Source organism: Streptomyces pathocidini (genome assembly GCF_001418495.1).
GTDB lineage: Bacteria > Actinomycetota > Actinomycetes > Streptomycetales > Streptomycetaceae > Streptomyces > Streptomyces pathocidini.
In genome coordinates, this window is sequence record NZ_LIQY01000094.1 from 1 (window position 1) to 5,458 (window position 5,458).

General features: G+C 72.2%; 5 protein-coding genes and 1 pseudogene. 4 read left to right on the forward strand and 2 right to left on the reverse strand.

Features of this window, described 5'->3' with window-relative positions:
- Positions 1 to 1,073: thiolase C-terminal domain-containing protein (locus AOK16_RS06295; protein WP_055471231.1), on the reverse strand; the 1,073-nt coding region annotated here is incomplete at its 3' end.
- A gap of 139 nt (positions 1,074 to 1,212) precedes the next feature.
- Between AOK16_RS06295 and AOK16_RS06300 the strand changes: the two genes are divergently transcribed.
- The gene (locus AOK16_RS06300) at positions 1,213 to 2,424 is read left to right on the forward strand and encodes an acyl-CoA dehydrogenase family protein (RefSeq protein ID WP_055471227.1); all 1,212 of its coding nucleotides are present in this window, start codon (positions 1,213 to 1,215) and stop codon (positions 2,422 to 2,424) included.
- A complete protein-coding gene (locus AOK16_RS06305) occupies positions 2,424 to 2,915 on the forward strand; it encodes a nitroreductase family deazaflavin-dependent oxidoreductase (RefSeq protein ID WP_055471228.1) in 492 nt (163 codons plus the stop codon). Before AOK16_RS06300 ends, AOK16_RS06305 begins: the two co-directional genes overlap by 1 nt.
- 279 nt (positions 2,916 to 3,194) lie before the next feature.
- Here AOK16_RS06305 and AOK16_RS06310 read toward each other — a convergent pair whose 3' ends face one another.
- Positions 3,195 to 3,842, reverse strand: a complete 648-nt coding sequence (locus AOK16_RS06310; protein ID WP_055471229.1) for a TetR family transcriptional regulator — start codon at positions 3,840 to 3,842, stop codon at positions 3,195 to 3,197.
- Between the two features lie 332 nt (positions 3,843 to 4,174).
- On the opposite strand from AOK16_RS06310, the gene kbpA reads away from it, so the two are divergent.
- The gene (kbpA, locus tag AOK16_RS06315; protein WP_055471230.1) at positions 4,175 to 4,963 is read left to right on the forward strand and encodes an AfsK-binding protein KbpA; all 789 of its coding nucleotides are present in this window, start codon (positions 4,175 to 4,177) and stop codon (positions 4,961 to 4,963) included.
- A gap of 309 nt (positions 4,964 to 5,272) precedes the next feature.
- A pseudogene (locus tag AOK16_RS25290) lies at positions 5,273 to 5,458 on the forward strand (hypothetical protein); the annotation flags it as partial.

Genomic DNA, 5,458 nt, shown 5'->3' on the forward strand with positions numbered 1-5,458 from the left:
CGTTCGCCCGCCTCCCCGCGCAGCTGCCGCACCGCTTCCACCAGCAGGAACAGCCCCCGCATCCCCGGGTGGCAGGCCGACAGCCCGCCACCGTCGGTGTTGACGGGCAGTTCGCCGTCGCGCAGCAGGCGGCCCTTCTCCACGAACGCCCCGCCCTCGCCCTTCGCGCAGAAGCCCAGGTCCTCCAGCGTCACCAGCGTCATATAGGTGAACGCGTCGTAGATTTCCGCCAGTTCGATCTCCTCCGGCCGGACCCCGGCGCGCTCGAAGGCCAGCCGGCCCGAGACGGCGGCGGGCGAGACGGTGAAGTCCGCCCACTCCGACATGGCGCTGTGCGAGAGGTGCTCGCCCGTGCCCAGCACCCACACCGGCACCTTGGCCGTGTCCGGTACGAGGTCCGCGGCCGCCAGCAGTACCGCGCAGCCGCCGTCGGAGCGGATGCAGCAGTGCAGCTTGGTGAACGGGTCGGCGATCATCGGGCCCGACAGGACCTCCTCCACCGTGATCGGTGTGCGGAACATCGCCTCCGGGTTGTGCCCGGCATTGGCCCGCGCCTGCACGGCGACCTCGGCGAGCTGCTCCGGCGTCGTTCCGTACTGGTGCATGTGGCGGCGCGCGGCCATCGCGTACTTGGCGATCAGGGTGTGCCCGTAGGGGGCCTCGAACTGGAGCGGGCCGCGCGCGCCGAAGGAGAGGTTCGCGGTGCGGCGCCCCGCTTTGAGGTCGGCTCGTGCGGTGGAGCCGTAGGCGAGGAGTACGGCGCGGGCGTGGCCCGCGGCGATCGCGTCCGCCGCGTGTGCCGCCATGACCTCCCAGGTGGCGCCGCCGACGGAGGTCGAGTCGGTCCAACGCGGCCGCAGGCCCAGGTACTCGGCCACCTCGACCGGCGCGAGCGTGCCGAGGCCCGCCGACGCGAAGCCGTCGATGGTCGAGCGGTCCAGTCCGGAGTCGGCGAGCGCCCGCCGCGCGGCCTGCGCGTGCAGGGCGTACGGGGTGGGTCCGTCGACCTTCCCGCAGTCGGAGAGGGCGACACCCACGACAGCCACCTTGCGGTTCCCTGTCTTCCGCACCATAAAAACTGACGGTACATCAGATAAACGGGGTGCGGACACGGTCCGGCGCACTCCCTTCCCTGCCCCTCCCACGTCTGTCCATCTCGGCCCGGTCCGCCTAACATGACGCACCGTCAGATCATTGAGGGGAGCCCAGCCGATGGACGCCGCCTTCACCGCCGAGCAGGAAGAGATCCGCCGCACGCTGCGCGAGCTGCTGCTCAAACGGTGCGGGCCCGACGAGGTCAAGGCCGCCGTCCGCACGCAGGCGGGGTGGGACGGGGCGCTGTGGCGGCAGCTCGCCCAACAGCTCGGGCTACCGGGCCTCGCGCTGCCCGCCGCGTACGGCGGCGTGGGCTGCGGGCCGACCGAACTGGTGCTGGCCTGCGAGGAGACCGGCCGCGTCCTGCTGCCTTCCCCGCTGCTCGCCGGCGCCGTCCTCGCCGCCCCGCTCATCGCCGATCTCGGCACCCCGGCACAGCGGAACGCGCTGCTGCCCGGTATCGCGGGCGGCGGGCTCACCGCCGCGCTCGCCGTCCCCGGCGCCGCGCTGGCGTCGGCGCTCGGCCTGGTCAACAGTGATACAAGCAGTGGCAGTTGGGCCGGAGGCGGCCGGGCCGGCGGGATCCAGGCGCGCCGTACATCCGACGGGTGGCGGCTTTATGGCCAGGCCGACCAGGTCCTCGACGGGCACAGCGCGGGACTGCTGCTGGTCGCCGCCCACGCCGGCGGCTACGCCCGCAGCCGGACGCTGCTGTTCCTCGTACGGGAGGGCGCCGCCGGGCTCGCCCGCACCCGGCAGACCGCCCTCGACGAGACCCGGCCCCAGGCGCGCCTCGAACTCCGCGATGTGTCGGCCGAGTTGCTCGGAGCGGATGAAGACGAGGGCTCGGGCGCGGTGGCGGCAGCTCTCACCCGCCTCGGTGCGACCGCGGGGGCGGCGCTCGCGGCCGAGGCGGTGGGCGCGGCGGACGGCGCGTTCGCTCGGACCGTGGAGTATGTGGGCGCGCGCGAGCAGTTCGGCCGCCCCATCGGCTCCTTCCAGGCGGTCAAGCACCGCCTGGCCGACCTGTACGTACAGATCCAGGCGGCGCGGTCGGCCGCGTACTACGCGGCGTGGGCGGCGGGTGAACCGGACGGCGGCCCGGCCGTCGCGGGCCTGGCCCTCGCCCAGGCCCTGGAGGCGCTACGGGCCGTGGCGGGGGAGGCCGTGCAGCTGCACGGCGGCATCGGCTTCACTTGGGAGCACGAGGCGCATCTGTACTTCAAGCGCGCCGCGTCCGACGAGCTGCTCTTCGGCCCCGTCCACGGGCTGCGGGCACGGGCGGCCGAGCGGGCGGGGCTGTTCGACGAGGGGAAGGTGGCGGTCTGATGCCGCTGACGGTGGGGACGCGGGTCGTCCAGAAGGTGTCCTCCACGCGGGCGTTCGCGAAGATCGCGCCGCATGTGATACCCGCGGTGGACCGCGCGGTCCACCGGCTGACGCGCGGCAGGGTGCTGCTGAGCGCGCAGCTGCTGCCCGGGGTGATCCTCACGGCCACGGGCGCGAAGAGCGGGCGGCCGCGGCGGACGCCGCTGGCCTGCATGCCGGAGGAGGGCGGGACGTTCGTCCTCGTCGGCAGCAACTTCGGCCGCCCCGGCCATCCGGCCTGGACGGCCAACCTGCTCGCCCATCCGGACGCGGTGATCAGCTGGAAGGGCCGCGATGTGCCCGTCCGGGCAAGGCTGTTGGAGGACGAGGAACGGGCGGCTGCCTGGAACGAGGTCCTGAGATTCTGGCCGCCGTACGCCACGTACCAGGGCCGCGTGGAACGCGAGATCCGCCTCTTCCGTCTGGAGACCCGCGCAGACAGCGCCGGTTGACGAAAGACGGGGGTCGCGGCCGACTCGGCACTGCCGGGCTCGCCGCACTGGTTGCCCGACGTCGTAGTGGGAATCGGCTGCCGTTGGCGCGGCGGCTCCGGTACGCCGCCGGCGCGCGGAGCAACCCGCCGCCGCGGTGGCGGGTCATCGGTAGGGCGGAGTCCGGCGGTGTCATACGGGCCTTGCTCCCGGGAAGTGCCGCAGTCGTGACAGGACTTGGGATGGTGCGGCGGCACGGGACCGTAGCGGGCCGGTTGGCCGGAGTAAGCGCGCAGCCGCCTACTTCGTCGGCTTCTTGCCCGTGATACCCAGGTGGACCAGGAGCGCCAGGTTCGGTTTGAGCTCCGCCTGCTTCACGCCCCAGCTCTGGAAGCCCTTCTGGTGCGAGGCGACCGCGGCGAGCATCGCGACCAGCGAGCCGGCCACCGCCGCGGGGCTGACGTCCTTGTCCACGCGCCCCTTGGACTTGAGCTCCTCGACCGACTCCGTAAGGGAATTGGTAACGGCGTTCAGGATCTTCATGCGGATCTTGTAGAACCGCTTGTCCCCCTCCGCCGCGCCCAGATCCACAACGCGCAGGATCGCGTCGTGCTTGCGCCAGAACGAGAGGAAGCCGTCGACCAGCTCCTCCGCGGTCTGCCAGCCCGCCTTGCCGACCCAGGAGCGCCCGGCGACCAGGTCGGTCAGGCTCGCGCCCTCCTTGGCCATCTCCTCGGCGATCTCGAGGACCGCGCCCTCCACGTCCGGGAAGTACTGGTAGAACGTCGCGGGGGAGGTCCCCGCCTTGCGGGCGACGTCGATGACCTTGACGTCGCGGTACGGCGAGGAGCTGAGCATCTCGCTGAGGCAGTCGAGCAGTTTCTGTCGCGTCGCCTGCCCGCGGCGCCCGGCCACCCGGCCGTCGACGGTGCGAACTTGTCCTGTCATGCCGTCAGCTTACCGAGGGGTGATCAGAGCGCGATTCGGCTGCCTGCAAATGGGGAGGGGGGTCTCCTGGGCCGTTCCCGGCCCCTTGGCAGCCCGTCCCGCGCGGGCGTGTTCCCGACTCGGTCGCCCTGCCCCGTCACACGTCAGCTTGTCAAGCCTTCGTGGCCCATACGAGCGAATCCTCTTATCAACAGGCTGTGGACAACTTCCGTGGATCACGAGGGTTTCCGTGGTGCCTGCCCGTCGTACCGAATCCCTCCAAGCCCCTGATGCGCAGGGAGAAAACGGAGGATAGCGTGCCAAGGAGGACAGGTAGAGGGAGGAAGCCGGCCATGGTCGCGTTCCCCGAGGGCACCCCCTGCTGGGTGGACGCCATGGTTCCCGACCTGGGGGCCGGCAAGCGCTTCTACGGCGGGCTGTTCGGCTGGACCTTCGGCGACAGCCGGGCCGGCTACGGCCATGGTGTGGAGGCCTTCCACGACGGGCGGAGCGTGGCCGCGCTCGTGCCCAAGGCGGACGGCCGGATGCCCACCGTCTGGAACCTGTACTTCGCCTCCCGGGACGCCGCCGCGACCGCCGCGCGGATCACCGAGGCGGGCGGCCGAGTCATCACCAGGCCCACGGAGGCAGGGGAGTTGGGTGTGACGGCGACCGCGGTCGACCCCGGCGGTGCGGTCTTCGGTGTCTGGCAGGGTGGCACGCGCGCGGGGTTCGGGAAGCGGGGCAGGCCCGTCTCGTACGCCTGGGGCGAGGTCTACACCCGGCACGCGGAGCGCGTCGACCCCTTCTATGAGGCCGTCTTCGGCTGGACCACGCGCGCGCTGGACACCGGCAACGGCATGGATTTCGCGGTGTGGTCGCCGCCCGGACGGCCCGCTGGGATCGAGGGCGCGGTGGCCGGGCGGGGCGTGATCGACAGCCGGTTCCCGCCCGAGATGCCGGCGCACTTCCTCGTCTACTTCGCCGTGGCCGACTGCGACGAGACCGCGGCGAAGGCCGTCCGGCTCGGCGGGCGTGTCATCCTCGGTCCGGAGGACACCCCGTACGGGCGGTTCGCGGTGCTGGTCGACGACCAGGGGGCGAGTTTCGCGGCCATCGACCTTGCGCGGGCGGCGCGTTGAGGGATCGGCGATTCCGCCCAGGGAGGGCGGTCTTGACAAACCACCGGTAACGTCCACCCGCTTGGTTGTTTGGGGCTGTTTGTCCGTGGAGACACCCCGATTCGCCCCCGGGTTCGCAACCACCGCCTTCGCCAGGAAGAATCGGGTTGCGTACCCCGGGACGGTTCACGGTGAGACGCTGCACGGGGCTGGAAATCCTTCAGGCCCCCACGGGGAGGTGGCAAGGCAAGTGGTCGCACAGCTGACGCAGCACGATCCGCGGCGGATCGGGCCGTTCGAGGTGCTCGGGCGCCTCGGCGCCGGCGGCNNTGTTCCGGGTCCGCTTCACGCGCGAGGTGGAGGCCGCCCGCGCGGTCAGCGGCTTCTACACCGCGGCCGTGGTGGACGCCGACCCGCGGGCCGCGGTGCCGTGGCTGGCGACCGCGTACGTGCCCGCGCCCTCCCTCGAGGAAATAGTGAACGAGTGCGGGCCGCTCCCGGCCCAGGCGGTGCGCT

What these genes read in the sequence shown, in the direction of transcription:
- AOK16_RS06300 (WP_055471227.1), top strand. Translation starts at nt 1,213, where the DNA reads ATGGACGCCGCCTTCACCGCCGAGCAGGAAGAGATCCGCCGCACGCTG.
- AOK16_RS06305 (WP_055471228.1), top strand. Translation starts at nt 2,424, where the DNA reads ATGCCGCTGACGGTGGGGACGCGGGTCGTCCAGAAGGTGTCCTCCACG.
- AOK16_RS06310 (WP_055471229.1), bottom strand. Translation starts at nt 3,842, where the DNA reads ATGACAGGACAAGTTCGCACCGTCGACGGCCGGGTGGCCGGGCGCCGC.
- kbpA (WP_055471230.1), top strand. Translation starts at nt 4,175, where the DNA reads ATGGTCGCGTTCCCCGAGGGCACCCCCTGCTGGGTGGACGCCATGGTT.